This is a genomic window from Limnohabitans sp. 2KL-51 (assembly GCF_003063645.1).
GTDB lineage: Bacteria > Pseudomonadota > Gammaproteobacteria > Burkholderiales > Burkholderiaceae_C > Limnohabitans_A.
On record NZ_NESJ01000008.1, the window covers coordinates 131,150 to 155,979 of the forward strand.

Below are 24,830 nucleotides of genomic sequence, written 5' to 3' on the forward strand. Positions count from 1 at the left end.
TTTCAGTCGTTAAAAAAGCCCCACAGCATGTGGCCGTGGAGCTTGTGGGTTCAGCAAAAAGGCTGAGGGCGGGGCATCAACCGCCGCGTGACTTCTTCAACTCGTCTTGCACCACCTTGATGGCATCCGCTCCGATCGAGTCCTTGTGCTTGTCGTACACCGAAGCGACCTTGGCGCGGATGCGGTTTTGCTCAGCTGCGCTCACCTCGTTGACCTGCATGCCCTTGGTCTTCAGGCTGGCCAAAGATCTTTCGTTCAAAGTGCGGTTGGCCGCACGTTGCACTTTTTGGCCTTCCATGGCGGCTTCACGCAACACGGCTTGCTCTTGAGGGTTCAGTTGATCCCACAGCTTCTTGCTGTACAGCACCAGGAAAGGTGTGTAAGCGTGACGCGTCACGCTCAGGTACTTTTGCACTTCATTGAACTTGGAGGTCTCAATGGTCACAAAGGGGTTTTCCTGGCCGTCGATGGTCTTGGTTTCCAAGGCGGTGAACACCTCACCAAAGGCCATGGGCACAGCGTTGGTGCCCAAGGTCTTGAAGGTGTCCAGGAAGATGTTGTTTTGCATGACGCGCACTTTGACGCCATCGAAGTCTTCCAGCTTGGTCACTGGGCGCTTGCTGTTGGTCAGGTTGCGGAAACCGTTTTCCCAATAGGCCAGGTTCACCAGGCCAGCGGCTTCGAGCTTGGCATTGAAGTACTTGCCTGCTGCGCCATCCAGCACCGCATCGGCTTCTTTCTCGTTGGCAAACAGGAAGGGCAGGTCAAACACACCCAACTCTTTGATGATGCCCACCAGCGGCGAGCTGGAGGTGCAGACCATCTCTTGGGTGCCTGCACGCAAGGCTTGGGTGGCTGGCAAGTCGCCGCCCGCTGCACCGCCCCAGAAGGCGGTGATCTTCATCTTGCCACCAGTCTTGGCAGCCAAGATTTCTTGCATTTTCTTGACGCCCACGCCCACCGGGTGGTCTTCGTTCACACCGTTGGTGAACTTGATGTTGCGATCGGCAAACTGCGCCATGGCGCTCGATGCCACCAGGAAAGTGCCCGCGATCAGGGCTACCAGATTTCTGCGTTTCAACATGAATGTCTCCTTTAGAAAAACACAGGGTTAAGAAATCATCTCAGCATCCATTTCATCGGCTCGATGACGATGGAGGGGAAAGCAATCAACAAGGCCAGCACGCCCAACTGCGCCCACAAGAATGGCAGAACGCCTTTGAAAGCGGTGTCCATGTTGATCTTGGCCACACCACACACCACGTTGAGCACCGTGCCCACGGGCGGCGTGATCAAGCCGATGGCGTTGTTCATGATGAACAGGACACCAAAATAAACCGGGTCAATGCCGGCCTTAAGGACCAGTGGCATCAGCACGGGTGTGAGGATCAGCACCGTAGGTGTGAAGTCGAGCGCCGTGCCCACCACAATGACCAAGAGCATCAACACCACCATGAGCAAAGTCTTGTTGCCCATCAGCGGCTCCATCATGCGGGCCACTTCGGCCGGGATGTTGGCCACCGTGATCAGCCAGGCGCTGACCATGGCGGCTGCAACCAAAAACATGATGACCGATGTGGTCTTGCCGGCTGCCAAAATCAGGCTGTAGAGCTTGGACCATTGCAATTCACGGTAAATGAACGCGCCCACCACAAAGCTGTAAACCGCCGCCACCACCGCTGCCTCGGTGGGGGTGAACACACCGAACTTCATACCGCCAATAATGAAGACCGGCAAGCCGAGCGCCAGGATACCTTCACGCGTGGCTTTCAATTTGTCAGACAGATTCATGCGGGTTCCCGGCTGCACGTTTTCGCGCTTGGCTACCCACCACCAAGTCAAGCCAATCGCCACACCCATCAAAAGGCCCGGCACGATGCCCGCCAAGAAAAGCTTGGTGATGGACACGTTGGCCGCCACACCAAAGATGATGAAGCCAATAGAAGGCGGAATCACCGGCGCGATGATGCCGCCCGAAGCGATCAAGCCGGCCGAGCGGCCCACGTTGTAGCCCGCCCGTTTCATCATCGGGATCAGCAAGGCTGCCAGCGCCGCCGTGTCGGCCACGGCCGAGCCCGACAACGAGGCCATGATGACCGCAGCCATGACGGCCACGTAACCCAACCCGCCCCTGAAATGACCGACCCAGGCCATGGCCAGGTTCACGATGCGGCGGCTCAGACCGCCCGCATTCATGAACTCACCGGCCAACAAGAAAAATGGCACGGCCAGCAGCGGAAAGTTGTCAGCACCGTCCACAAAGCGCTGCGCCAGAATCTGGCTGTCAAACGCGTTGATCATGCCGTTGCTGGCCATGTAGGCCATCAGGCTCAAACCACACACCAACAAGGCGTAGGCTATGGGCATGCCAAGGGCCATGGCCCCCAGCAAGCTGAATACAAAAACGGCGATGGTCATGCGCGGCCCCGCACCTCTGGGGTCATGCCGCCAGGTGTCACACCTTTTGGCTGCAAGTCATCCAGTACCACCGTGTCCTCAGACTCCACCACCATGACCAAGTCTTCCTCTTCCAGGCGACCGGTCAAGAGCAAGCGCAATTGGTTGAGGTTCATCACCGCCATGACGCTGGCTGTCACGTAACCAATGCCATAAATCCAGATCATGGAAATGCCCACCACCACCGAGATGTTGGTCACTTGCAAATCGTGCATCTTCCAGGTGCCCCAAAAGAACAGCACGTTGCAGCCGAGCATCATCGCTTCACTCAAGAAAAAGCACAGTTTTTTGCCGCCCAAGGGCAAGCGACGCACCAGCGTATCCACACCCAAATGGCCCTTCTCGCGCATGGCCACCATGGCCCCGAGGTAGGTCAGCCAAATGAAGCAGTAGCGCGACATCTCGTCCGAGATGGAAATACCTGAGTTGAAACCGTAGCGCAATACCACGTTGCCAAAGACCATGATCACCATGGCCACGAGGCAAGCCACCACCAGAAATTCCAGCAGCTTGAAAAAGAGATCAATGATTTTGTGCAAGTGCGGCCCCTGATTTTTGAACGCTCATTTTGGCGTTGGGTTTGGTAAGGGCTTTCGGTTTGGTTTGGGTCTTGATCGGTGTGGCCAAGCCCGAGACCACCGGCAGTTTTTTACGAGACGACAGCACCAGATCGATGTCGTCTTTGGCCCCCTCGATCAAGACCATGATGGCGCGTTCGGCTTTGGCTGGCTCCCGTGCGATCACAGCGTTGAGCACGGCACGGTGCAGCGGCAAAGAGTTTCTCGGGCCATCTTTGATGCGGGTAGAAATTTCAAAACTGGTTCGAAGCAAGGCGTTGAGGGCCTTGCTCATCTGCACCAGCATGCGGTTGTGTGAGGCCTGCAGCAAACCTTCGTGAAAGCGCAGATCGTGCGTAACGTAATCGCCGCCCTGTTCCACCGCTTGTTTCATGCCAGCGTAGGCAGCCTCGATGTGGACAATGTCTTCGGGTGCAGCCCGCTCGGCAGCCAGGCGAACCGCAGCGGGCTCCACCACACGGCGCAGCTCTTGCAGATCTTTCAAAAAATCTGGCGTCAGGCCGCAGCGCGCCTGCCAAGCCACCACATCGGGGTCAAACCAGTTCCAGTGTGCATCGGGCATGACTCGGGTGCCCACCTTGGGACCGGTCGAAAGCAGCCCCTTGGCCACCAGTGACTTGATGGCTTCGCGCACCACGGTGCGGCTCACACCCAGCTCTTCACACAAGATCGGCTCAGGAGGCAGGCTCGCGCCCACACCATAGCGACCTGACAAAATGGCCTGGCCCAATAAATCAAGAGAATTTTTGTGGAAATTGTTCGTCATGGCCTAAAGCGTTTGAGCGACCTATCATATGATGATTGAAGGCCTGAAACAGACTCTGGTAAACCCTAGGCTCAGTCGTCTTGGTGTCTAGGGTTTGCCCCATGTCGCTGGTTTTACAAAGCCCGCTTGTTTTTCTATCGTCATACGATAGGATTTTCAAGATTCACCATTGACCTTCAACCAGGACACGCATCATGAGCGACAACAACGGCAGCCCGCCCCGCAAAAAGCCCGAAGACCTGCGAAGCCAGCAATGGTTTGGTCGCCAAGACCGCGATGGCTTTGCCTATCGCAGCTGGGTCAAGGGCAAAGGCGTGCCGCATGACCAGTTTGATGGCCGCCCGGTCATTGGCATCTGCAACACCTTCAGCGAACTCACGCCCTGCAACTCGCACTTCCGCACGCTGGCCGAGCAGGTCAAGATCGGGGTTTATGAAGCGGGTGGCTTTCCGCTTGAATTCCCCGTGATGTCGCTGGGCGAAACCCTGCTGCGCCCTACCGCCATGCTCTACCGCAACCTGGCCAGCATGGACGTGGAAGAAAGCATTCGCGGCAACCCGATCGATGGCGTGGTGCTGCTGATGGGCTGCGACAAAACCACCCCCAGCTTGCTGATGGGCGCATCCAGCGTGGGCCTGCCCACCATCGGCGTCTCGGGCGGCCCCATGCTGAACGGCAAATGGCGCGGGCAAGAACTCGGCTCAGGCACGGGCGTCTGGAGCATGAGCGAGCAAGTGCGTGCAGGCACACTCAAATTGGCCGACTTCTTTGAAGCCGAAAGCTGCATGCACCGCAGCCACGGCCACTGCATGACCATGGGCACCGCCAGCACCATGGCCAGCATGGTCGAGGCACTGGGCATTGGCCTGCCCGGCAACGCCGCCTACCCCGCGGTGGACGGCCGACGCAATGTGCTGGCCCGCGATGCGGGGCGCCGAATCGTGGAGATGGTGCACACCGACCAAACCATCAGCAAAGTGCTCACACGCGAAGCCTTTGAAAACGCCATCCGCACGCTGGCCGCGATTGGCGGCTCAACCAACGCCGTGATCCACCTGATCGCGATTGCCGGTCGCCTCGGCCTGAAGCTCACCGTGGACGACTTTGAGCGCTTGGGCAGCGATCTGCCTTGCCTGTTAAATTTGCAGCCCTCAGGTGACCACCTGATGGAAGACTTTTGCTATGCCGGTGGTCTGCCGGTGGTGATGAAAGAAATCGAGCACTTGCTGCACAAAGACATCGTGACCGTGAGCGGCAAGACCGTGGCCGAGAACAACGCCAACGCCGTCAACTACGACCCGCGCGTGATCAAAACATTTGCAGCCCCTTTCAAAGAAAAGGCAGGCATCGCCATCCTGCGCGGCAACCTGGCCCCGCGTGGCGCGGTCATCAAACCCAGCGCTGCCACACCTTCGCTGATGGTGCACACTGGCCGCGCCGTGGTGTTTGAAGACAGCCACGATTTCCACAAACGCATCGACGATGAGAGCCTGGATGTGGACGAGAACTGCATCCTGGTGCTCAAGAACTGTGGCCCTAAGGGCTACCCCGGCATGGCCGAGGTGGGCAACATGCCGCTGCCGCCCAAGGTGCTGCGCAAAGGCATCACCGACATGGTGCGCATCTCGGACGCCCGCATGAGCGGCACGGCCTACGGCACCGTGGTGCTGCACACCACGCCCGAAGCCGCTGCGGGCGGGCCGCTGGCCGTGGTCCAAAACGGCGACATGATCGAACTGAACGTGCCCGAGCGCAAACTGCAACTGCTCATCAGCGACGAAGAACTGGCGCGCCGTTTGGCCCTTTGGGAAAAGCCCGCCCCCGCCATGAACTCAGGTTACTGGAAGCTCTATATTGACCATGTGCTGCAAGCCGACGAAGGTGCGGACATGGACTTTTTGGTCGGCCAGCGCGGCTCGGCCGTGCCCAAAGACAACCATTGATATTCAAGGAAACAAGATGCGTATTTTGATCACCGGCGGTGCCGGATTTTTGGGCGCTCGCCTGGCCCGCGAGATTTTGAAACGCGGCCAACTCAACGGGCAAAGCGTGAGCGAATTGGTGATTGCCGACCTCTTCCACGCGCCTGCCGACCTGCTGGCCGACCCACGGGTCAAGGGCCATGCAGGCCCCATGCTGGAACAAGCCCAGTTGTTCAAGAGCGGGTTTGACGGCGTGTTCCACCTCGCGTCGGCCGTTTCGGGTGAATGCGAGCTGGACTTTGATTTGGGCTTGCGCTCTAACGTGGACAGCAGCCGTTTGTTGCTCGACAGCATCCGTGCGTCCACCGAGCGATTGGGCAAAGCCCCGCGCCTGGTGTTTGCCAGCTCGGTCGCGGTGTTCGGGCCCGATGCGGCCAACCCCATGCCCGCGCTGGTGGCCGACACCACCTTGCCCACGCCACAAACCTCGTATGGCACGCACAAGCTGATGATCGAGTACATGGTCGCCGACTACACCCGCAAGGGCTACATCGACGGCCGCGCCGCCCGCCTGATGACGGTGGCCGTGCGCCCTGGCAAACCCAACGGTGCAGCGTCTTCGTTCTTCAGCGGCATCATCCGCGAGCCCTTGGCGGGCACGGCTACCACCTGCCCTGTGGACGCGCATGTGTCGCACCCCATCTCTTCGCCTGGCACCACCGTTCATGGCCTGATCACCGTGTTCGAGGCCAGCCGCGAAGCCTTCGGTGGCCGCATGGCGCTGAACCTGCCGGGCCTGAACGTCAAGGTCAGCGACATGCTGGCCGCGCTTGAAAAAGTCGCTGGCCCCGCTGTGCGCGCCCGCGTGACTTTTCAGAAAGACGAACGCATCGCCGCCATCGTGGACAACTGGGCCAAGGGCTGCACCTTTGAGCGCGCACATGCTCTAGGCCTCCGAGCCGATGCCAGCTACGAAGCCATCATCGAGCAGTACATCGAGGACTGCAAAACCCGCCCAGGCTACCCGGCCGAGGCCTTGAACGGTTTGAAGTGAGCTTTAAAAAAGGCCGCCACGCTGATGCTGCGTGGCGGCCTTTTTTCACCATGTGTTCATGGTTCAAAAATGCGTGCTGATCGCCCCGCTGATGCGGCCATCGTCTTCGATGATGGCCATCCAGCGCCATTTGTCAAAGGTGGTGCAGGGGTGAGAAATGCCCATTGCCACCCGATCCCCCACCTGCGGCCAGACGCCTTCGGCGTCAAACACCATGTGCGCGTGCTGGTCACTCAAGGCCTTGACTTTCCACGATTCGGGTGTGGCCTGTATCGCATTGGCACCACGATGACCGCGCGCTGCCCAGCGCACCGGCATGGGCAAGCATTGGTCAAAAGACAGGTCGCGCCGCCCCGCGCTCAAAATGGCCAGCCCCGGCTCAGGCACCGACTGCACTTTGGCCCATATCTCCAGCGCGGGCTGCAGCGACGCGCTCAAGCCCTCACGCGCTTCTACCAGCTTCAGGTAACGGGCGTAGTTCCAGTGGTCGTGCGTGACATAACAGCCCGAGCGCAACACGCCTTGGATCGGGCGGCTTTTGACCTGGGTTTTGAGCATCGGGATCACCAGATCGAACACGGCCGAGCCACCCGCCGACAACAAGACCTCGTCAGCGCCCCACAAGTGCTGTTCATCGATCTGCTGGACCAGCGCCTGCACACCGCGCACCAGGGCGCTGACGGCCTCCATGTCGTGGGCGCTGTCACACTTACCCAGCCCGCCCTCGTAGCACTCCACACCGCCCAAACGCACCACGCCCGACTCGGCCATGGCCTGTGCCAACAGCAAGGCTTGTTCGTGGGTGCGGCAACCCGTGCGGTAGCCCGCGATGCCCAGCTCCAAAAGCACATCCCAACAACGCGGCTGACCGCGCCGTGTACCCCAGTCGGTCAAGGTCTGCAACTGCGCCAGCGAATCAACCAAAAACCAGACGCGCGCTTGCGGGTGCTGCCGCAACAAAAAATCAAGCCCGTCCAGATCGGCATCGGACACCAACTGGTTGGCGATGATGGCGCGCTGCGCCCCGGCCGCCAGGCCCACGCGAAGCTGGTGCACATTGGCAAAAGTCAGGCCCCAGGCCCCGGCTTGCAGTTGCATGCGAAACAACTCGGGCGACATCGTGGTCTTGCCGTGCGGAGCCAGTGCCACGCCTTTGCGCTGCACAAAGTCCTGCATCCAGGCCAAGTTGTGCGTGAGGGCTGGGCGGCGCAGAACGGCCACCGGGTAAGCCAGCGCATCGTCCAGCAAATGCCAGCCGCGCGCGCCCAACTGCGACACCGCGCAAGGCTCGGCCGCCAAGGGGAAGCCTTTGCAAGCAGCGTTCAGTACAAAATCGTGTTCCATGGTTCTGTGCTCCATTCACCGCGTGGACAATCCAACTTCGATTCTCCCACCGCCCACTGAATCTATTTTGCTTTTGTTCGCATGACACACCCCTCCAAAACCCTCGACATCGTGGCCCTCGGCGAAGCCATGGTCGAGTTCAACCAAACCCCAGGCCAAGCCCCCGACGAGGCGCCGATGTACCTTCAGGGATTTGGCGGAGACACCAGCAACGCCGCCATTGCAGCTGCGCGGGCTGGCGCACACGTGGCTTACCTGAGCCGCTTGGGCACGGACCGCTGGGGCGAGCGCCTCATGGACCTCTGGCAGCGCGAAAACGTGGGCACCACCACCGTGCTGCGCGATGTCCAAGCACCTACAGGCATGTACTTTGTCAGCCACGATGCACAAGGCCATCACTTCAGCTACGCCCGTGCCGGATCGGCCGCCAGCCGCATGCAACCGACAGACCTCGCGCACTGGCAAGATACCATCGCCAGCAGCCAGTGGCTTCACCTGTCGGGCATCTCGCTGGCGATCTCAAGCTCAGCCTGCGACACGGCTTTTGCCGCCATGCAGCTCGCCCGCAACGTCGGCACACAGGTGGCACTCGACTCCAACTTGCGCTTGTCGTTGTGGCCCTTGGCCCGAGCACAAGCCTGCATCCGCCATGCGGTGAGCTTGTGTAATTTGTTTTTGCCCAGCCTCGAAGACATGACCGCCCTCACCGGCCTCACCCAAGCGCAAGACATCATTGACTGGAGCCATGCACACGGCGCAGCGCAGGTGGTGCTCAAGCTGGGCGCAGACGGCGCGTTGGCCAGCGACGGCACCCAGCGCCGCAGCGTGCCGGGTTGTGCCGTGCACGCACGGGACGCCACCGGCGCAGGCGACTGTTTTGCGGGCAACCTGTTGGCGCAACTGTCTTCGGACCACAACCTGTGGGACGCCACGGCCTATGCCAACGCCGCAGCCGCCTTATCGGTGCAGGGCATCGGGGCAGTGAGTCCTTTGCCTAGGCGTGATGCGGTGCTGGACCTGCTGAATAAAGGCACACACGCATGAACACCCCCACCGCCACCCAAGCCAGCTCACACCCGACTGCCCCACAGAGGCCCGTGATCGCCATCGACTGGGGCACCTCCTCGCTGCGCGGCGCGCGGCTCGGTGCCAGCGGCCAGGTGCTTGAATCCCGCGAATTTCCACGCGGCATCCTCACCGTAGCGCCTGGGCAGTTTGAATCGGTGTTCCACGAACTCTTTGGCGACTGGATGCAAGCAGAGGGTGCCCTGTGCCTGATCTCGGGCATGGCGGGCAGCCGCCAGGGCTGGCAAGAAGCGCCCTACTGCCCCTGCCCAGCCGGCTTTGCCGAGCTGGGCCAGCACCTGCTGTGGCTCCAGCCCGGGCGCATCGCCTTGGTGCCGGGCCTGACCTGTTTAAGCGCAGACGCGCTGCACACGCCCGATGTGATGCGCGGCGAGGAGGTACAAATTTTTGGTGCCCTTGAATTGGCTGGCCGCGACAGCGCCACCCTGGTGCTGCCCGGCACGCACAGCAAATGGGTGCAGGTGCAGGGCGGCCGCGTCACGCAGTTCCAGACTTTCATGACCGGCGAGGTGTTTGCGCTGATGAGCCAGCACTCGATTTTGGGTAAGACCCTTGATCTTAACGGGGCCTTCGACGAAGCGATTTTTTTGCAAGGCGTGGACCAAAGCCAGCAAACGGGCAGCGTGTTGCACCACCTGTTTGCGGTGCGCACCCTGGGCTTGTTTGACCGCCTGAGCGCGGCACAATTGCCCAGTTATTTGTCGGGCCTGCTGATTGGTGAAGAGCTGCGCACCCAAAGTCTGTCGCCATCGCAGGATGGGCCCGTGATCCTGATCGGCAGTGACGCCCTCACGCTGCGTTACACCCTGGGCCTGCAACACCTGGGCATCGCCTGCCAAAGCCACGGCGCTGAAGCCACTTGGGCGGGCCTGTTCGCACTGGCCAGCACCTGCCCACACACACAACCCTTCAACCCATGACACGCCACCTTGTGGGAGCCCACCCCGTGGGCGTTGGGCGTGGCTCACGCCCTGAAACATTCAACAACACCCCACCATGACACCATCCTCAAACCCCGCCTCGATCCTGGCCCAAGCCATGGCCCAACTCCCCCTGATCGCCATCTTGCGCGGCCTGACTCCTGCCGAAGCTCCGGCCATGGGTGAGGCGCTGGTCAGCAGCGGCTTTGCCATCATCGAGGTGCCTCTCAACTCGCCCGAGCCCTTGAAGAGCATCGCCGCACTGACTCAGCAATTTCCGCAAACCCTGATCGGCGCAGGCACCGTGCTGAACGTGCAGCAGGTCAAGGAAGTTCACGCAGCAGGCGGCCGCCTGGTCGTGGCCCCCAACTTCAACCCCGCCGTGGTCGCGCAGGCCTTGGCCCTGAACATGGTGGTGTTGCCCGGCGTGGCCACCCCCACCGAAGCCTTTGCCGCACTCGAGGCAGGCGCCCATGGGCTCAAGCTATTCCCGGCCGAGATGATCACACCCGCCACCGTCAAAGCGATGCGGGCTGTGCTGCCCAAAGCAGCGGCCTTGATGCCGGTAGGAGGCATCACGCCCGAAAACATGGCCGTTTACCGCGCCGCTGGCGCAACAGGTTTTGGTTTGGGTTCGGCCTTGTATGCGCCTGGGCGCAGTGCTGAACTGGTGCAAGAAAAGGCAGCGGCATTTGTGCGGACCTGGCAAGCCATCTGAGGCCATGAAAGGCACAGGGTCTGGGTCTTTGAAGATCAGGGCAACCGAGTCATGGCCGTGTCGTAAACCAAATTTTTATCGCCTTTGCCCACGGCGATAACAGTGACAAAAACAGTGTCGTCATCCACCCCGTACACCAACCTGTACCCGGCCTGTCGCAACTTGATCTTGTAGCAATCGGGCATATTGGACAAAGCCGCAGATGGCAACCGAGGCTCTTGCAATCGTTCCATCAGTTTTTTCTTGAGCGGTGCTTTGATGCTGCCATCCAACTTTTGCCATTCGGCCCAGGCCAGCTCGTGAAAGCGCAGCTTAAAGGTCATCGGGGTTGATCTCGATGAAAGGGCCATCGGCGCGCTGCCGAACCAGCTGTGCGTCTTGCAAATCTTCGAGTTGGTTGAGCAACCTCTCAAAATACGCCGCAGGCACCAAGTAGGCCTCTGGCCGGTTGTGGTTGAGTACCGCTACCGGTTCATCGTCGGCTTGCGCCAAGATGCTGGCGTAATGACGCTTGAGTTCGGTGACGCTGATGCTGCTTTTGCTGAGAATCGTGTCCATAACGGCCTCCTGTTCACAAAAGACATCCTAAATGACATTTTTAATGATGCCAAATTAAATGCCTTTCAGATTCAGATCCGCCCCCCTGCCGCCCGTCTCTGAAATCCGCCAGCGCTTGGTATATCTCTTCCTTGGTGTTCATCACAACCGGGCGTACTGCACGATGGGTTGCTTGAGTGGCTTGCCCCCACCAGAATCAACTTGGCATCGGCCCAGGCCTCATTCACCACGCCACCAGGAGGTCTCTGAACCCTTAGCCCGACATTGACCGCATCAAAAACTCCACAACAAAATGTGGTCCAATTGAAACCGATGAGATAACTCACAGCAAGAAATTCAGGCACGAGTGGTTTCGAGCCAACGAAAAACGGCCCCAATAGTCATGTTCTTTTTCGGTTTGCGATCTGTCAACAGTCCAACGACCTATACCTTATGCCACCAGCAACACCCAAAAGAATGCCGACAACCGGCACCAATCAGAAAATCTCACCGGGCACGCGAGTCGAAGAAAATGCAATTCAAAAGATACTGGCAAAGCGCGGGGTTGCCTCCAAGTCAGTCATCAATCCACGCCCACGTACTTCGCAATCGACACCGACAAACAATGTGGCCATGAGCGAACAGCAATTCGTCGGACCTGACATCGGTCGGCGCTTACGCAACTTGCGTCATATCAAAGGATTGACCCTCAAGGACCTGGCAGATCGAACGCTCTGTTCAGAGAGCATGCTCTCCAAAGTTGAGAACGGGAAAGCTCAGGTCTCTCTCACCTTGCTGCACCGCATTGTTCACAGCCTCGACATCACCATCACCGCATTGTTCAGCGAATCACGGGCCGATCAGGGCGTGGTGACCAGGGCCCAAGACCGCTCTACATTTCGAATCGATGCCAATGGTTCTCGACTGGAGCGGCTCATCCCACCCAACCTGGGACATTTGCTGGAAGGCAACCTGCACATACTCGAGCCGGGTGGCGGCAGCGATGGCATTCTGACCCACGAAGGCGAAGAAGTAGGCTATGTCCTGAGCGGGGTTTTTGAATTGACAGTGAGTGGCGTGCAGTATTTACTCCATTCAGGTGATTCGTTTGTTTACCGATCAGAGGAGCCGCACAGTTATCGCAATCCTGGAAAAGTGACAACCCGTGTGATTTGGGTCAGCACACCGCCCACTTTCTGAAATAACGTGACTTGCCGGAAACCACAGGTCAAGGTTGGTATTGCAAACCCGGAAATTGCTGAGGCAAGGATAAAAGTTGCCGATCACTGAAGCGGCGACTCATCAATGACAAGCCCAAAGCTTTGCCATCCAACACAGCCAGCGGCATGGTGATCTGCGGCAAACCCGCCATTGATGCAAGGCTCAACAAAGTCAATGCGTTGGTGCGGTCTTCAGCACTGCTGGCATGGCCTTTTTGGGGTGCCAGGTAGGAGACTGTTGGCAAGCAAATGACCGCCCCTTCCAGATAAGCATTCACCACGGCAACATTTTTCAGCATATCGGCTCGGGCCACTTGGGCCTGTTCATCATTGATCGTGGATGCCCATTCAAACCTTTCCTTGATGCCTGGGCCCAACTGCGGTTTTTGACTGCGAATCCATGGCCCATGCATTGACCAGGCCTCATGACCTTGAACCAAGCGAAACGGATCTTGCCAATCAATCAATCGACCCTGTGAGAGAGGGTCCTTGACCTCGCCATTGAACAATCTGGCGATCCGATCGGTGAATGGCTTCAATGCCTTACCAAAGCCGGGATGCACAAGCCCCCAGATGTCTTCAGGCAGGGCCAACTTCAAATGACCAAACTCTCTGCCCTGTTGATCTGGCGGCAAAAGGACAGAGCCCACACGCAAAAAATGATCCCAGGATTTGGACATCCAGCCGGGCGTATCAAAACTGGGTGCAAGTGGAACCACGCCCTGGGTGGACAAGACACCGTGTGTCGGCCTGAACCCCCAAAGACCACAGAAGCTGGCCGGCAAGCGAACGGAGCCCGCCGTGTCAGTGCCTATCGAAAAATCACACAATCCTGCAGCAGCAGCGGCGGCGGCACCAGAACTGGAACCACCAGGGATGCAATCAGGGTTATGGGGGTTCACTGGTGTTCCGTAGTGCACGTTTTCACCCACCAAGCTGTAAGCCAGTTCTTCCGTGATGGTTTTGCCGACGAAGCGAGCACCCGCGTTGAGAAGGCTTTGAAACAGCTCGGCATGCTGCAGCGGCACCGCGTGAGATGCGCGCCAATCAGGATTTCCTGCACCTGTGGCATGTCCTGCAATGTCAAAAAGATCTTTGACGGACATGGTCAAACCCGCCAATGGCCCATCGGCCTGCTCTTGGATAGAAAACACTTCTCCAGGAACAAATGCGTTCCAATCTGTATCGGCTGTCACAGTCTCTCCTTGGTTCAATCAATGCTCAAAATTTTGGCTTATGCCTTGATCTTGAAGAGTTTCATGGCGCTGCCACCCTTGATCAGTTTTCGATCTTCTGCACTCAAGTGACCGACGCTGTCGATCAACTTAACAGGGTTGTCTTCACCCATATCAAAAGGGTAATCGGTGCCAAGGAGAATGCGCTGGGCGCCATAGCGGTCAACAAGATTACCCAAAATTTGAGCATCATGGGTGATGGTGTCAAAGTAAATTTTCTCCAAATAACTGGAGGGTTTTTTCTGGATGACTGTGCGGGCATCTGCACGGGCCTTCCAGGCATGGTCCATTCGCGCCCAATAGCTTGCAATGTAGCCACCACCATGCGAAGCCAAAATTTTCAATTTGGGATAACGGGCCAGAACACCATCAAAAATCAAGTGGCCCAAAGCCAAACTGGTTTCGAGGGGATTGCCCATCACGTTGTTGAAGTAATGTTCAACGAAACGCTCACCTTGTGAAAACCCCATGGGATGCAGAAAAAGAACAATGCCCATGCTCTCGGCTTTGGCGAAAAACTTTTCCAGCTTCAAGGCAGGATCGGTCAGATTTTTACCGTTGACATTGGTACAAATTTGAACACCGCGCAGACCCAGAACGTTGACGGCATGCTCCAACTCCTGAATGGCCAACTCCACGTCCTGCAAGGGGATCGTCCCCATCCCGACAAAACGATCAGGTCGTTGATCAACGACCATCGCAATGCTCTCGTTGATATCGCGGGATATCTGGGCACCCAGCACAGGCTCGGTGAAGTAAAAATATTGAATGGGCGCCGGGGAGATCACTTGAACATCAACACCCATTTTGTCCATGTCCTTGAGCCTGACCTCTACCTGGTTGAATTTGGGCCCGCGCTCCTGAATCTGCTTCGTGTTCACTTGGCGCGACAACTCGGTGGCATAAACAGCGGTGGCATCGTGCTTGGCAGGCTGCAAGTGCGCGTATTTCGCGCCGACCACTGGGCTGAGGTAGTGGCAATGCACATCCACCACCTTCGCGGGCGACACCCGCTTGATCGCCTTGCCCGAAAGCGACTCAGGCGAAGGTGTCCGTTTGGACGCACCCGCTGAAGCCATCGCCTGTCTGGGCAAGGAAAACAAGCCCGACACACCAGAGCTGGCTGAGTGGCGGTGACTGGGATTTTGACAAGAAGATGAGCAAGTGTAAAACATGGTTCAACCGGACTTTCAAAGAAAAAAGAACATGAGACAGCCCATCAAGGCCTGAGCATTGTGCGGATTCAAACGGGCATGGGCAGTCATATAGGCGCGTCTCTATGCCGAATTCAGAATGAATTGCGTCAATCGCTCAGGCGTCAAGGGCAAATGCCGCGCCCGAATACCAATGGCCCTGTACAAGGCATTTCCAACAGCGGCAGGAACCGGGCCTGCTGCAACTTCTCCGCTGCCCAGGCTGGGACATTCTGGACGATCGATCACATGGACTTCGACCTCGGGAATTTCACTGAAAGCGATGATGGGGTATTCGGCCCAGGTACGGGAAGTGATGCCGCTGGCGTCCCAGTTCACTTGCTCTTTGAGCGTCCAACTCAAAGACTGAATGATGCCGCCTTCAATTTGATTGATCAGGCCATCTGGATTAACGACGAGACCGACATCCACCACCGCCCATATTTTTTCAACCGTGATTATTTCTTCCACACGGATCAAGGCGGCGACCGCACAGTAGCCTGCAACATTTTTGTAGCGGCCAAAGCCCAAACCCAAACCATGCAAGCCATCGGCTTCACCTTGCTGTCGCCACCCACAAACCTTAGCCAGCCTTTCAAGAACGGCCACCGCTCGTGGATCGCTCAGATGCTGCAAGCGAAAATCCAGTGCATCCACCGACAATTTTTCTGCCATTTCATCCATGAATGACTCCATGGCGAACAAATTGACATACGAACCCAAACTGCGCAGAGCCGAGGTGCGCAAGGTCGCATCAGGGATGAAGAAATAATCAACTTGTTGGTGTGCAAAGTCATACAAGGCGACCGCATTGCGATGACCACCCCCGGCCGGCAAGGGCAAATCGGCAGGAACCGGTTTTTCTGATCCACCATCCACCTGCCATGCGCCCAACAGGTTCACGCCCGCACCTCCCGGTCGCGTCAAATGCGAGTGGCTCCAAAGGGAGAGGTTCCAATCGCATATCCGCCCCGCCGAATCGACACCCGCTCTGATATTCACCAGACTGGGCGCACCCAAAGGTGAAGCTGTCATTTCGTCTTCACGAGACCATTGCATGCGAATGGGAACGCCCAATTTGAATGAAACAAAAGCCGCATCAAATGCCACATCGTCCGCACCATTGTGGCCATAGCATCCCGAGCCGTGCAGATGAATGACCTGAACTGCGTCCAGCGACAGGTCAAATGCTTTGGCCAAATCGGAACGCAGCGGAAATACACCTTGAGTGTGCGACCAAACCTCCATTTGCCCATGGGTCCACTTTGCCAATGCACAGGAAGGACCGATCGATGCATGGGCAATGTAAGGCCTCGAATACCGGGCCTCATGCAACACACTCGCATCCCGTCGCACACCCTGCTGATGAACGGTGCTGGACTCACCAGCCAAACTCAGCAGCAAGGCTTCCATATCAGAAGCCATGGTCAGCGATTTTTTCAATGCGAATCGGACAAAAGAACGCGCTTTTTCAGTCGCCTTGACCAATTCAGCCTCATCTGGCCCCACCACCGCCAAAAAGTCGCGGGAATGAACCACATGCTGGACACCTGGCAAACAGGCCATGGCTTGCACGTCGACAAAATCAATGACCGACTCCCCCACGCTGCCCCTGATCATTCTGGCGTGCAACATACCGGGCACGGAGACATCGTGGATGAAACCCGTGCCGGACAACTTCTGCACAAAGTCGGGTCTTGAAATGCTTTGACCGACCCACCTGCGAGAGGGCATTAACGATGATGCGCCAATCGACTGCCTCACATCAAGCCGATGCAGCAAAGACCAATAACTGCAGGTCTTGTCAGATCCGCTGCTGGAAAAAATACCCCGCTCGAGTTCGATGGCCTCAGGCGCAACACACAAGGCATCGGCTGCAGCCAGCATGAAAATTTGACGCGCAAACAAACAAGCCATGCGCACCGAATGGCCACCTTGATCGATGGACTGACTGCCTGCCGTGTGGCCCTCATCTGGACCTTGCAATGTGTTGCCCCCCTCGAATTCAAGCTGGTCAGGATCAATCCCCAAGGCATCACAGGCGATTTGTTGAAGCGCGATTTCAACACCCTGGCCTAACTCCACCTTGCCGGAATGCAAAGTGATGAGGCCTGACTTTTCAAACGTCAACCATTGATGGAGACTGGGGTTTTTGACAATGCCTAGCGGCACAGAGATCGGCTTCATCTCAGACCTACTCCGACTGTGCGTGGCTCATCAGGGTGTCCCATTCAGACCACCCTGCACGTGAAGCTTCAAATCGGCCAAGCGCTGTTTGGCCAGATCAACCGCTTTGAGAATCCTGGTGTGGGTACCACAACGGCACAAATGACGGTCCAGAACGCGGATGATCTGATCGCGATCTGGCGATAAATTTTGACGGAACAGCAACACCAATGAAACCAAGATGCCATTGACGCAATAGCCGCATTGAGCGGCCTGCACATCGATGAACGACTGGTGAACAACAGAACCAATTTCATTGCTCATCAAATAGTCGACCGTCTCCACAGTTTGCAGATCAGCAGCCCCTAGTGGCGTTTCGCAAGACTGAACCGCCTGGCCATTCAAGCCCACCGTGCAGGCACCACAGTGACCACTGCCGCAACCAAAGCGAACACTTTTACAGTCAAGCTGATGGCGCAAAACATAAAGAAGCGGCGTTTGCTTTGCCACTTCAGCAGTTTTCCATTCGCCGTTGATGTGTATTTGGGCCAAGTTATGAAACCCGACCGGAGACATTGACGCACAGCACTTGGAAACCATCCACGGGAAAGAAGGCCTTCTGTTCTGGATGCATTCAGACCTCTAACGGAACATTGAAAGAAGATGCCGGCATGGACTTGAGCAGACGGTGAATCACAGAACTGTCGCTGTCACCATGGCCAGCTTGGTACGCCAAGGAATACAAGACACGCGCCCTGTCAAAGACCGGCGAAGGCGCGCCGGCATCTGCAACGAAATCAGAGATGATGCCCATGTCTTTTTGCCAAAGGTGCATCGACATCATCGGTGAGTAATCTTCGGCAGCCATGCGAGGCCCCCTGATTTGCCACATCCTGGATTGCCCCGCACTGTCCGAGATGGCTGCCAGTACAAGTTCCAAATTCAAATGGGACCTCTCTGCCAATATCAAGGCCTCTGCAGTCGCTGCATTGTGGATAGCCACCAAATAATTGGCGACCATTTTCAGCTTCATGCCATTGCCAAAGGCACCCAGATAAAACTGGCTTCTGGAGAACCCTTCCATGACCAGCTTGACCTTTTTGAAGGCGGCGTTTGGACCACTTCCGTAGACCACAAGATCTTTGGTCTGAGCTTGCGATCCCGTTCCCGACAAAGGGCAATCGAGCAAAACCATGCGGGTTTGACTCAGGAGTCGCCTGGCCGCCATTTTTTCCTTGATCGGTAATGTGCTGGTCTCGATCACCGTCAGTTTTTTGGCTTCGGATTCCGCCAACGAATGGCACACCGTCATCAGGGATGCTGCGGACGGCAAAGAAGTGATCAGCACATCGACTTTTTCAGCCAGATCCTGAACAGAACGACAAACCGAACCCTTGGCGGCCTTGAACAATTTTTTCTGCGTGGGGTTGATGTCGTAGCCATGCACCACAAAACCCGAGCGCATCAAGTTCTGGGCCATGGCCAGACCCATCACACCCAATCCAATAACGCCAACTGTTGTCATTGGGAGCCCACCAGAAAGTCGAGGCAGGACGTCATGGCATGGACGATGGCGGTAAGGCTTGATGCCAAGGGGTCACGGTCTGAAATGCATGCCCCAACTTCAACAACTTGCCTTCATCAAAAGCCCGCCCCACCAATTGAAAGGCGACCGGCATCGAATTCACAAATCCGGCCGGAACACTCAGGGAGGGTAAGCCCAGATAATTGATAGCGCGGTTGCAATGCGTGATGATGGCAATTTTTTTGGAGATGACACCCCAGTCACCCTCAGTGGTTTCTGCGATGCTGGGAACTGGAACAGGTATCGTTGGCAGCAAAGCACAATCGGCATCGCGCATCGTCATGCTCACCCACTTGTGAGCCCATTCGGTTCTGGCACTGATGGCCTCGTAATAATCGATACCCGTGAAATCAAAACCTGGCATGAATCGCGCCAAAACCTGCTCTGCGTAATCCTGGCGTCGCGTCTCAATCCAGTGCTTGTGAAGCGATGCGGCCTCCACGGTCAAAACAATCGACATCAAACGATTGATCGCGGCCATGTCGGGCGGTTCAGTGCGGATGATGGCAGCACCCAGGTCTGTGAAAACACGCTCGGCCTCTTCGATAGCGGTCGCAACGCCAGCATCCAGATGCTCTCGGTAATAGCCGCTAGGCACAGCTATTTTCATGCCTCGCAAATCACCTTCCAGTTGGGCCTCGTAATCAGGAACTGCATGTTGGCTACTGACAGGGTCCAGGCCATCATGCCCCGCCATGACCTTCAACAAACGTGCGCAATCGCGTGCGCTTCTGGCCAAAGGTCCAACGCAGTCCAGCGATTTGGACAAGGGCATCACCCCAAACGAACTCACCCTGGACCAGCTCGGTTTCAGACCGGTGACGCCGCACATCGCAGAGGGGTGACGAATCGAACCGCCGGTGTCGGTCCCCATGGATGCGTAAGTTAACCTAGCCGCCACTGCTGCCCCCGAACCACTCGAAGAGCCTCCGGGACAATCATCGGTATTCCAGGGGTTTCGCACATGGCCGTAATGCAAATTAAAACCCGTGGGACTCATGGCAAATTCTGCCATGTGCAAAAGGCCCAGATCAATGGCACCAGCTTCGTCCAATCGAGACAAGGCCGTTGACGTCACATCTGGGATGAAGTCTTTCGTGATGATGGAACCATCATTGGTTTTTCGACCTCGCCGGTAAAACAACTCTTTGTGCGCCATGGGAACGCCGTGCAGCAACCCCAGAGATTTGCCTTGGGATTGGAGCGCATCGGCCCTGCGCGCGGACTGCAATGCTGCCTCTGCCTGAAGGGAAGACACACAATTGAGCTGTGGCCCTATTTTTTGCAATCGGTCCAAAGCAATTTGTGTCAGTTTTTCCGAGCTGACCTCACCCCGAGCAATGGCGCTGGCCGCCTCACATACGCCCAAATTCGCTAGTTGATCGGTCATGGTTGTCTCGTTTGGGGTTTAGCGAACACCCAGGAAACGCTGCATGGTGTCACGGTCATTCATCAATTCATCGGCCAGGCAGTGGTGAACAATTTCACCCGTCTCCATCAGGTACACCTCATGGGCCACCGACAAAGCGCTGTAAAGATTTTGTTCAACCAACAAGATGCCCAAACCGGTTTTACCCAACTCGGCAACGATCTCTTCCAGGTGTTGAACCATGACAGGTGCCAGCCCTTCGGTGGGCTCATCCATCAACAACATTTCGGGATCGGTCATCAAAGCTCTGGCCACTGCGAGCATTTGTCGTTCGCCGCCCGAGAGCTGGGTGCCCAAATTGTTCTTGCGCTCCTCCAAGCGAGGAAACAGCTCGAACATCTTCTTGATCGTCCATTTGCTGTCAGAATTTTTGGAGGCAAAAACCGTCAAATGTTCGGTGACAGTCAAAGATGCAAAAAGTCGTCGACCTTGCGGGACAAATCCAATGCGCTTGGAGGCAATCAAGTGCGGGCTGAGGCCCACCAACTCATGCCCATCGTATTTGACACTGCCTTTGCTGATGCGAGGCGGGTTCAAGCCCATGATGGAACGGATCAGCGTGGTCTTACCCATCCCGTTTCGTCCCAGCAAAGCCACAACCTTGCCTTTTGGCACTTTCATGTTGACGCCACGCAAAATATGGGCATCACCGTAATAACTGTGCAGATCACTGATTTCAAGCATGGCGTGGCTTTCCCAAATAAACCTCTTGCACCTTTTCATCGGCACGAATCTCGTCAGGTGTTCCTCCAGTGAGCACTTGTCCGAAATGCAGGCACGTGACGTAATCCACCAAACCCAAGGCCAGATCCATGTCGTGTTCGATCAAGATCAAGGTGAGATCTCTGGGCAGGGCATTGATGACATCGGCCATCTTGACCCGCTCTGCGGGTGACAAACCTGCAGCGGGCTCGTCGAGCAACAACAACTTGGGTTTTTGCACCAAGGCCATGGCCATTTCCAATTGCCGCTGCTCACCATAAGACATGGTTTTGACCTCGGTGTTACGCTGCCCCGTCAACTGCGAATTCTCAAGCGCCATCTCGATCGCTTCTTTTTCTGAGGGATTGGGCTGACCGCTACCAAAGAGCGCAAATTTGCGATTAGAAAGTCCGCAAACGGCCAAGCGTATGTTCTCCTGCACCGACAACTGTGGAAAAAGATTGGTGATCTGAAATGTGCGCGAGATACCCAGACTTGCCCGCTTGTTGGTGGAAAAGCGTGTCATGTCTGCCCCATCAAAGTGCACCGTTCCGCTGGAAATCGGAACCACACCGGCAATGGCATTGAACAATGTGGTTTTACCTGCACCATTGGGGCCAATGATGGCGCGCCTCTGGCCAGCAGGTACCGACAAGGTCACACCGTCTACAGCCCGCAAGGCACCAAAAGTGACACTCACGTTTTGAAGAGAAAGAATGGAATTCGTCACAAAAAATATCCCTTGATGGCCAGTGTGCCTGAGGGCTTGCTCAGACACACTGACAGGCGTGCTTCAATGCTTGTTGATCAACCGATCAGGACTTCTTGATCCCCTGGAAATCACGGCTGTATGGAGGTTGCTTCATGTAAACCTCAGGGTCGTATTTGCCAAATTGCGACACGCCAGGGTAGACCTCGATCGGGACGTTCCAGAACTTGCCATCCGGACGGACTTTTGTTTCGCGAATGAACACGTCATACACAGGGTTGCCATACCGGTCCAATTTGACGGGTCGACCCAGTGGCGAATTGGTCAATTCGGTCGACCTGACCGCGTTGAGGAAGGCTGTTTTGTCCTCAACACGGCCATTGATTTTCTTGATCGCTTCGGCAATCCACATGGCACCCGAATACAGTGAAAAACCGTAAATCGAGGGCAATTTGTCGTAGGCAGCAGTGTATTCAGCCACAAACTTTTTGGTGGCTGCGTTGTCTGAGCCTTCAGCAAAGTGCGCAGAAGAAATAATGCCACCGGACTCCGCACCCAGGGTGCGAATCACGGACTGGTCTGTCAGGTTCATGGCACCGTACATGGGCAACTTGCCCTGCAGGCCAAAGTTCTGAAATTGCTTGATGAAGCGGTTGGCATCCGCGCCGGTTTCCATCACGAAAACAGCATCGGCACCCGCATTTCTGATCTGCGCCAGGTAGGGGCTAAAGTCTGCCGTGTTGATGGGGTGCCAGAACTGCTGAATGACCTGACCACCCAATTCGGTGAAGGTCTGGCAAAAACCACCGCACTGCTCATGGCCAAAGGTGTAGTCCTGGGAAATCGTCACGATCTTGCGGACTTTTTTCACGTTGTAAGCGTATTCAGCCAATGGCCGTGGCATCTGGCTGGCGGAATAACCGGCCACACGGATGATGTTGGGCACGGCTTTGCGTTGTGTCAATTCATCTGCCGCAACGACTGGAATGAAGTAAGGCGTTCCACTGGAACGCGCGAATTCCGAAATGGCCAAACCGGTGTTGGCCAAGACACTGCCCATCAGGAAGTGCACATTGCGCTGCTCCACCAGTCGACGTGATTTTTGCAAGGCCATGTCTGGGTTGGAGCCGTCGTCTTCCACCACGATCTCGACCTGACGTCCTGCCAAAGTCAAACCGTTTTGCTTCCAGTACAGCTCGAAACCCTCAACCAGTTCTTTGCCGCCAGCTGCCAAGACCCCGGTCAATGGCGACAACAAACCAATACGGATAGGCCCTGTTTGGGCTTGCGCAGTATTGACCCAAGGCGCTGCGCCAGCAGCCACAGTCAAACCTACGGATTTAATGAAATTTCTACGTTCCATGATGCACTCCTGATTGATGAAAAAACAATGGAAAAACAACTACGGCTTACTTACTTCTTCTCACGCGACTTGAGAAAATTACGGGCAGCACCCAGAACGCCGGTTGGGGCAAAGATCATCGTGAAGATGAACATGAAGCCCAGCACCATCAACCAACGCTCGGTGTACAAACTGACAAAATTTTCAAGGGCAATGACCAAGATGGCCCCGATGATGGCGCCGAACAAAGTGCCTACACCGCCCACAATGGCCATCAACAAGCCCTCTACAGATTGCGCCAATGCGACTGTTGAAGGGCTGACAAAGCTGTTGAAAAAAGCATACAAGGCACCCGCAATGCCTGCGAAGAATCCGGACACGACAAAGCCAATGAACAAATGCAGCGGAACGTTGTACCCCAAGGTCCGCATGCGCGACTCACTGTCGCGAATCCCCTTCAAGGTCAGCCCGAAGGGTGAATTGACAAACTTCCACAAGCTGAAAGTCACCACGGCGAAACAGGCTGCGACAAAGTAGTACAGATTCTTTTTATTGAGCAACCATTCGGGTGCCACACTGCCACGAATGCCGTTCTCTCCGCCGGTGACAGACGTCCACCGCAAACAAACGCCCCAGACAATCATGCCCAGGGCCAGAGTCAGCAAGATGAAGTACACCCCTGAGGTTCTGATTGCCAACGCTGCAAAGATCATGGAAATGACCATGGCCGCCAATATGCCAAAAAAGGCACCCAGCCAAACCGATCCACCGATCACCGTGACGTAATGGAGGACCACGTAGGTGGCCACACCAAAGATGGCGCCATGGCACAAGGAGGTTCTCCCCGTGAAACCCGCCATGATGTCAACCGACATGGCCAGCATGGCGAAAATCAAAATTTCAGTCGCAATGCTGGTTTTGTAGCCTGGTAAAAGCGTCGGAATCAGTGCCAGCACCGTCAGGCCCAAGATGGCATAAACCGCTTGTTTTTTGTTGACCAACATTTAAGCCACCTTTCCAAAAAGACCCAATGGTCTGAATGCCAAGAGAATGGCCATGGGCCCAAAAATCACGAAATAAGCCAATTCAGGAAACCAGACCTGCCCGAAAGTGGAGAGCATGCCCACCAACAAACTGCCCACCGCAGCACCAATCAAGCTGCCGCGCCCACCGATGATCACAACGGCCAGGCTGTAGACCAGAATTTCGGAATCTGCGGTGGGGTAAAGCGTCAGGAATGCGCCCCCCATCACACCACCCAAACCAGCCAGTGCAGAACCCAGCATGAAGGTGTAAATAAACACTCTGCGAATGTCTACACCCATGGCAGAGACTGTTTCGGCATCGTCGACGCCAGCGCGGATCAGAGCCCCGAGTCGGGTCTTGGTGATCAAAAGACTCAGCGAGATGAAAATCACCACCCCAACCAATAGGACAAACAATCGGTATATCGGGTAGGTGATGCTTCCGAATTCAGCGGGGCCATCCAGGAAAGCCGGCACCTGAATGCTGAAGGTGTCGCCTCCCCACAAAACCAAAGCCAGATCGTTGAGTACAAAGGCGACGCCCAGGGTCAGCAACACCTGTCGGAGTTCGACCCCACGCACAAACCTCAGCAGTCCAAAGTCAATGATGAAACCGATCAGCGCAACACCCACCGCAGCGCCAATGGCCCCCAAAAAGAAGTTGCCAGTCAGGTTGGCCACGGTCAACCCCAAATAACCTCCAAAAAGGTACAGGGCACCATGCGCCAGATTCACGATTCGCATGAGACCAAAGATCAAGGTAAAGCCGCTGGCCACGACGAACAGCAAAGCCGCAAATGTTGCTCCATTGAGGAGTTGAAATATCGTCATTGACACGGTAA

At 56.4% G+C, this 24,830-nt stretch carries 24 protein-coding genes; 6 read left to right on the top strand and 18 right to left on the bottom strand.

Annotated elements, in window-relative coordinates:
• Nucleotides 1-76 precede the first annotated feature (76 nt).
• From B9Z49_RS10380 to B9Z49_RS10395, 4 genes are read right to left on the bottom strand one after another with little or no spacing between them, the layout of a single operon-like run.
• A complete protein-coding gene (locus tag B9Z49_RS10380) occupies nt 77-1,084 on the bottom strand; it encodes a TRAP transporter substrate-binding protein (protein ID WP_108353360.1) in 1,008 nt (335 codons plus the stop codon).
• 35 nt (nt 1,085-1,119) lie between these two features.
• Nucleotides 1,120-2,418: a TRAP transporter large permease subunit gene (locus B9Z49_RS10385; RefSeq protein WP_108353361.1), complete on the bottom strand. Its 1,299-nt coding sequence runs from the start codon at nt 2,416-2,418 to the stop codon at nt 1,120-1,122.
• Nucleotides 2,415-2,996: a TRAP transporter small permease gene (locus B9Z49_RS10390; RefSeq protein ID WP_108353362.1), complete on the bottom strand. Its 582-nt coding sequence runs from the start codon at nt 2,994-2,996 to the stop codon at nt 2,415-2,417. The genes B9Z49_RS10385 and B9Z49_RS10390 overlap by 4 nt, the downstream gene beginning before the upstream one ends.
• Nucleotides 2,980-3,801, bottom strand: a complete 822-nt coding sequence (locus tag B9Z49_RS10395) for a FadR/GntR family transcriptional regulator (RefSeq protein ID WP_233254587.1) — start codon at nt 3,799-3,801, stop codon at nt 2,980-2,982. Before B9Z49_RS10395 ends, B9Z49_RS10390 begins: the two co-directional genes overlap by 17 nt.
• Nucleotides 3,802-3,995: 194 nt before the next feature.
• Here B9Z49_RS10395 and B9Z49_RS10400 point away from each other — a divergent pair, with 194 nt between their 5' ends.
• Both B9Z49_RS10400 and denD read left to right on the top strand, forming a co-directional pair.
• The gene (locus B9Z49_RS10400) at nt 3,996-5,744 is read left to right on the top strand and encodes an IlvD/Edd family dehydratase (protein ID WP_108353363.1); all 1,749 of its coding nucleotides are present in this window, start codon (nt 3,996-3,998) and stop codon (nt 5,742-5,744) included.
• Nucleotides 5,745-5,760: 16 nt separating this feature from the next.
• Nucleotides 5,761-6,777: a D-erythronate dehydrogenase gene (gene denD, locus B9Z49_RS10405; protein ID WP_108353364.1), complete on the top strand. Its 1,017-nt coding sequence runs from the start codon at nt 5,761-5,763 to the stop codon at nt 6,775-6,777.
• Nucleotides 6,778-6,840: 63 nt separating this feature from the next.
• Here denD and B9Z49_RS10410 read toward each other — a convergent pair whose 3' ends face one another.
• Nucleotides 6,841-8,121 (bottom strand): amino acid deaminase, encoded by a 1,281-nt coding sequence (locus B9Z49_RS10410; RefSeq protein ID WP_233254588.1) that lies wholly within the window; start codon nt 8,119-8,121, stop codon nt 6,841-6,843.
• An 81-nt stretch (nt 8,122-8,202) separates the two neighbouring features.
• On the opposite strand from B9Z49_RS10410, the gene B9Z49_RS10415 reads away from it, so the two are divergent.
• The 3 genes from B9Z49_RS10415 to B9Z49_RS10425 all read left to right on the top strand — a co-directional run bounded on the left by B9Z49_RS10415 (nt 8,203) and on the right by B9Z49_RS10425 (nt 10,845).
• Complete coding sequence (locus B9Z49_RS10415) at nt 8,203-9,165, top strand: sugar kinase (protein ID WP_108353366.1); 963 nt, start codon at nt 8,203-8,205, stop codon at nt 9,163-9,165.
• Nucleotides 9,162-10,127 (top strand): 2-dehydro-3-deoxygalactonokinase, encoded by a 966-nt coding sequence (locus B9Z49_RS10420; protein ID WP_108353367.1) that lies wholly within the window; start codon nt 9,162-9,164, stop codon nt 10,125-10,127. Before B9Z49_RS10415 ends, B9Z49_RS10420 begins: the two co-directional genes overlap by 4 nt.
• 76 nt (nt 10,128-10,203) lie before the next feature.
• The gene (locus B9Z49_RS10425) at nt 10,204-10,845 is read left to right on the top strand and encodes a 2-dehydro-3-deoxy-6-phosphogalactonate aldolase (protein WP_108353368.1); all 642 of its coding nucleotides are present in this window, start codon (nt 10,204-10,206) and stop codon (nt 10,843-10,845) included.
• A gap of 35 nt (nt 10,846-10,880) precedes the next feature.
• On the opposite strand, the gene B9Z49_RS10430 is transcribed toward B9Z49_RS10425, so the two are convergent.
• Nucleotides 10,881-11,168, bottom strand: coding sequence for a type II toxin-antitoxin system RelE/ParE family toxin (locus tag B9Z49_RS10430; protein ID WP_108353369.1), 288 nt, complete (start codon nt 11,166-11,168; stop codon nt 10,881-10,883).
• Nucleotides 11,158-11,403 carry a type II toxin-antitoxin system Phd/YefM family antitoxin gene (locus B9Z49_RS10435; protein ID WP_108353370.1) on the bottom strand — a complete coding sequence of 82 codons (246 nt, stop codon included), beginning with the start codon at nt 11,401-11,403 and terminating at the stop codon, nt 11,158-11,160. The genes B9Z49_RS10430 and B9Z49_RS10435 overlap by 11 nt, the downstream gene beginning before the upstream one ends.
• 456 nt (nt 11,404-11,859) lie before the next feature.
• Here B9Z49_RS10435 and B9Z49_RS10445 point away from each other — a divergent pair, with 456 nt between their 5' ends.
• A complete protein-coding gene (locus B9Z49_RS10445) occupies nt 11,860-12,582 on the top strand; it encodes a helix-turn-helix domain-containing protein (RefSeq protein WP_233254589.1) in 723 nt (240 codons plus the stop codon).
• 28 nt (nt 12,583-12,610) lie between these two features.
• Here B9Z49_RS10445 and B9Z49_RS10450 read toward each other — a convergent pair whose 3' ends face one another.
• The 11 genes from B9Z49_RS10450 to B9Z49_RS10500 form a co-directional block, all read right to left on the bottom strand.
• Nucleotides 12,611-13,798, bottom strand: coding sequence for an amidase (locus B9Z49_RS10450; RefSeq protein WP_158273477.1), 1,188 nt, complete (start codon nt 13,796-13,798; stop codon nt 12,611-12,613).
• Nucleotides 13,799-13,836: 38 nt separating this feature from the next.
• Nucleotides 13,837-14,847, bottom strand: coding sequence for an amidohydrolase family protein (locus tag B9Z49_RS10455; protein ID WP_233254598.1), 1,011 nt, complete (start codon nt 14,845-14,847; stop codon nt 13,837-13,839).
• 267 nt (nt 14,848-15,114) lie between these two features.
• On the bottom strand, nt 15,115-17,217 hold the full coding sequence (locus tag B9Z49_RS10460) for a molybdopterin cofactor-binding domain-containing protein (RefSeq protein WP_108353373.1): 2,103 nt from the start codon (nt 17,215-17,217) through the stop codon (nt 15,115-15,117).
• 30 nt (nt 17,218-17,247) lie between these two features.
• Complete coding sequence (locus tag B9Z49_RS10465; protein WP_199225034.1) at nt 17,248-17,748, bottom strand: (2Fe-2S)-binding protein; 501 nt, start codon at nt 17,746-17,748, stop codon at nt 17,248-17,250.
• Nucleotides 17,749-17,830: 82 nt separating this feature from the next.
• Nucleotides 17,831-18,721, bottom strand: a complete 891-nt coding sequence (locus B9Z49_RS10470) for an NAD(P)-dependent oxidoreductase (protein ID WP_108353375.1) — start codon at nt 18,719-18,721, stop codon at nt 17,831-17,833.
• Between the two features lie 31 nt (nt 18,722-18,752).
• On the bottom strand, nt 18,753-20,171 hold the full coding sequence (locus tag B9Z49_RS10475) for an amidase (RefSeq protein ID WP_108353376.1): 1,419 nt from the start codon (nt 20,169-20,171) through the stop codon (nt 18,753-18,755).
• Between the two features lie 18 nt (nt 20,172-20,189).
• The gene (locus tag B9Z49_RS10480; protein WP_108353377.1) at nt 20,190-20,894 is read right to left on the bottom strand and encodes an ABC transporter ATP-binding protein; all 705 of its coding nucleotides are present in this window, start codon (nt 20,892-20,894) and stop codon (nt 20,190-20,192) included.
• On the bottom strand, nt 20,887-21,612 hold the full coding sequence (locus B9Z49_RS10485; RefSeq protein ID WP_158273479.1) for an ABC transporter ATP-binding protein: 726 nt from the start codon (nt 21,610-21,612) through the stop codon (nt 20,887-20,889). The genes B9Z49_RS10480 and B9Z49_RS10485 overlap by 8 nt, the downstream gene beginning before the upstream one ends.
• 115 nt (nt 21,613-21,727) lie before the next feature.
• Entirely contained in the window at nt 21,728-22,984 is a 1,257-nt protein-coding gene (locus tag B9Z49_RS10490) for an ABC transporter substrate-binding protein (protein ID WP_146188516.1), read from the bottom strand.
• A gap of 50 nt (nt 22,985-23,034) precedes the next feature.
• Nucleotides 23,035-23,967 (bottom strand): branched-chain amino acid ABC transporter permease, encoded by a 933-nt coding sequence (locus B9Z49_RS10495; RefSeq protein WP_108353379.1) that lies wholly within the window; start codon nt 23,965-23,967, stop codon nt 23,035-23,037.
• On the bottom strand, nt 23,968-24,819 hold the full coding sequence (locus tag B9Z49_RS10500; RefSeq protein WP_108353380.1) for a branched-chain amino acid ABC transporter permease: 852 nt from the start codon (nt 24,817-24,819) through the stop codon (nt 23,968-23,970).
• Nucleotides 24,820-24,830: the final 11 nt, after the last annotated feature.

What these genes read in the sequence shown, in the direction of transcription:
- B9Z49_RS10420 (WP_108353367.1), top strand. Translation starts at nt 9,162, where the DNA reads ATGAACACCCCCACCGCCACCCAAGCCAGCTCACACCCGACTGCCCCA.
- B9Z49_RS10460 (WP_108353373.1), bottom strand. Translation starts at nt 17,217, where the DNA reads ATGAAGCCGATCTCTGTGCCGCTAGGCATTGTCAAAAACCCCAGTCTC.
- denD (WP_108353364.1), top strand. Translation starts at nt 5,761, where the DNA reads ATGCGTATTTTGATCACCGGCGGTGCCGGATTTTTGGGCGCTCGCCTG.
- B9Z49_RS10500 (WP_108353380.1), bottom strand. Translation starts at nt 24,819, where the DNA reads ATGACGATATTTCAACTCCTCAATGGAGCAACATTTGCGGCTTTGCTG.
- B9Z49_RS10470 (WP_108353375.1), bottom strand. Translation starts at nt 18,721, where the DNA reads ATGACAACAGTTGGCGTTATTGGATTGGGTGTGATGGGTCTGGCCATG.
- B9Z49_RS10425 (WP_108353368.1), top strand. Translation starts at nt 10,204, where the DNA reads ATGACACCATCCTCAAACCCCGCCTCGATCCTGGCCCAAGCCATGGCC.
- B9Z49_RS10435 (WP_108353370.1), bottom strand. Translation starts at nt 11,403, where the DNA reads ATGGACACGATTCTCAGCAAAAGCAGCATCAGCGTCACCGAACTCAAG.
- B9Z49_RS10475 (WP_108353376.1), bottom strand. Translation starts at nt 20,171, where the DNA reads ATGACCGATCAACTAGCGAATTTGGGCGTATGTGAGGCGGCCAGCGCC.
- B9Z49_RS10490 (WP_146188516.1), bottom strand. Translation starts at nt 22,984, where the DNA reads ATGGAACGTAGAAATTTCATTAAATCCGTAGGTTTGACTGTGGCTGCT.
- B9Z49_RS10395 (WP_233254587.1), bottom strand. Translation starts at nt 3,801, where the DNA reads ATGACGAACAATTTCCACAAAAATTCTCTTGATTTATTGGGCCAGGCC.
- B9Z49_RS10495 (WP_108353379.1), bottom strand. Translation starts at nt 23,967, where the DNA reads ATGTTGGTCAACAAAAAACAAGCGGTTTATGCCATCTTGGGCCTGACG.
- B9Z49_RS10480 (WP_108353377.1), bottom strand. Translation starts at nt 20,894, where the DNA reads ATGCTTGAAATCAGTGATCTGCACAGTTATTACGGTGATGCCCATATT.
- B9Z49_RS10445 (WP_233254589.1), top strand. Translation starts at nt 11,860, where the DNA reads ATGCCGACAACCGGCACCAATCAGAAAATCTCACCGGGCACGCGAGTC.
- B9Z49_RS10385 (WP_108353361.1), bottom strand. Translation starts at nt 2,418, where the DNA reads ATGACCATCGCCGTTTTTGTATTCAGCTTGCTGGGGGCCATGGCCCTT.
- B9Z49_RS10400 (WP_108353363.1), top strand. Translation starts at nt 3,996, where the DNA reads ATGAGCGACAACAACGGCAGCCCGCCCCGCAAAAAGCCCGAAGACCTG.
- B9Z49_RS10430 (WP_108353369.1), bottom strand. Translation starts at nt 11,168, where the DNA reads ATGACCTTTAAGCTGCGCTTTCACGAGCTGGCCTGGGCCGAATGGCAA.
- B9Z49_RS10415 (WP_108353366.1), top strand. Translation starts at nt 8,203, where the DNA reads ATGACACACCCCTCCAAAACCCTCGACATCGTGGCCCTCGGCGAAGCC.
- B9Z49_RS10380 (WP_108353360.1), bottom strand. Translation starts at nt 1,084, where the DNA reads ATGTTGAAACGCAGAAATCTGGTAGCCCTGATCGCGGGCACTTTCCTG.
- B9Z49_RS10410 (WP_233254588.1), bottom strand. Translation starts at nt 8,121, where the DNA reads ATGGAACACGATTTTGTACTGAACGCTGCTTGCAAAGGCTTCCCCTTG.